1 protein-coding gene is annotated in these 1,013 nt (G+C 46.6%); it reads left to right on the forward strand.

Annotated features, from left to right (window positions below; all coding sequences use genetic code 11):
- A partial coding sequence (locus R8O11_RS25380) for a phosphomethylpyrimidine synthase ThiC (protein WP_318194633.1) occupies positions 1–1,013 on the forward strand: 1,013 nt, incomplete at both ends.

Raw genomic sequence — 1,013 nt, forward strand, 5'->3', positions numbered from 1 at the left:
ACCAAAGAGGCTCCAATTTTTGAGCCGAATGAGCCTGTACGTGTTTATGACACCTCTGGCGTATATACCGATCCAGATTACTCTATCGACCTTTATCGTGGCTTACCAAAGCTTAGAGAAGGGTGGATTGAAGAACGCAATGATACTGAAATCCTTGAAGATGTGAGCTCTGTTTACGCAAAAGAGCGTCTTGACGATGAAACCTTAGATGATTTGCGTTATGGCAACTTACCACGTATTCGACGAGCTAAAGCCGGAAAATGTGTCACTCAACTACACTATGCTCGCAAAGGCATTGTTACTCCGGAAATGGAATACATTGCACTGCGTGAGAACATGGGTCGCGCTAAATATCGCGATGACGTGCTGACTCAGCAGCATCCCGGCCAAAGCTTCGGTGCAAATCTACCTAAAGACATTACTGCAGAATTCGTTCGTAAAGAAGTCGCAGAAGGTCGCGCCATCATTCCTTCGAATATCAATCATCCAGAATCTGAACCAATGATTATTGGCCGTAACTTCTTAGTTAAGGTGAATGCCAATATTGGTAACTCATCGGTCACGTCTTCAATCGAAGAAGAAGTGGAGAAACTTGTCTGGGCGACACGCTGGGGTGGCGATACCGTGATGGACCTTTCTACCGGCCGCAACATTCACGAAACTCGCGAATGGATTTTACGCAATAGCCCGGTGCCAATTGGTACGGTTCCTATGTATCAGGCTTTGGAGAAAGTAAATGGCATTGCTGAGAACCTGAATTGGGAAGTCATGCGCGACACGTTAATCGAACAAGCAGAGCAGGGCGTTGACTACTTTACTATCCATGCTGGTTTACTACTTCGCTATGTTCCAATGACGGCGAAGCGAGTGACGGGGATTGTTTCGCGTGGTGGCTCGATTATCGCTAAGTGGTGTCTAGCGCATCACCAAGAAAGCTTCTTATACACCCATTTCCGCGAGATCTGTGAAATTTGTGCGAAGTACGATGTCGCTCTATCTCTTGGTGATGGCTT

It is taken from the genome of Vibrio sp. 1288 (assembly GCF_033344475.1).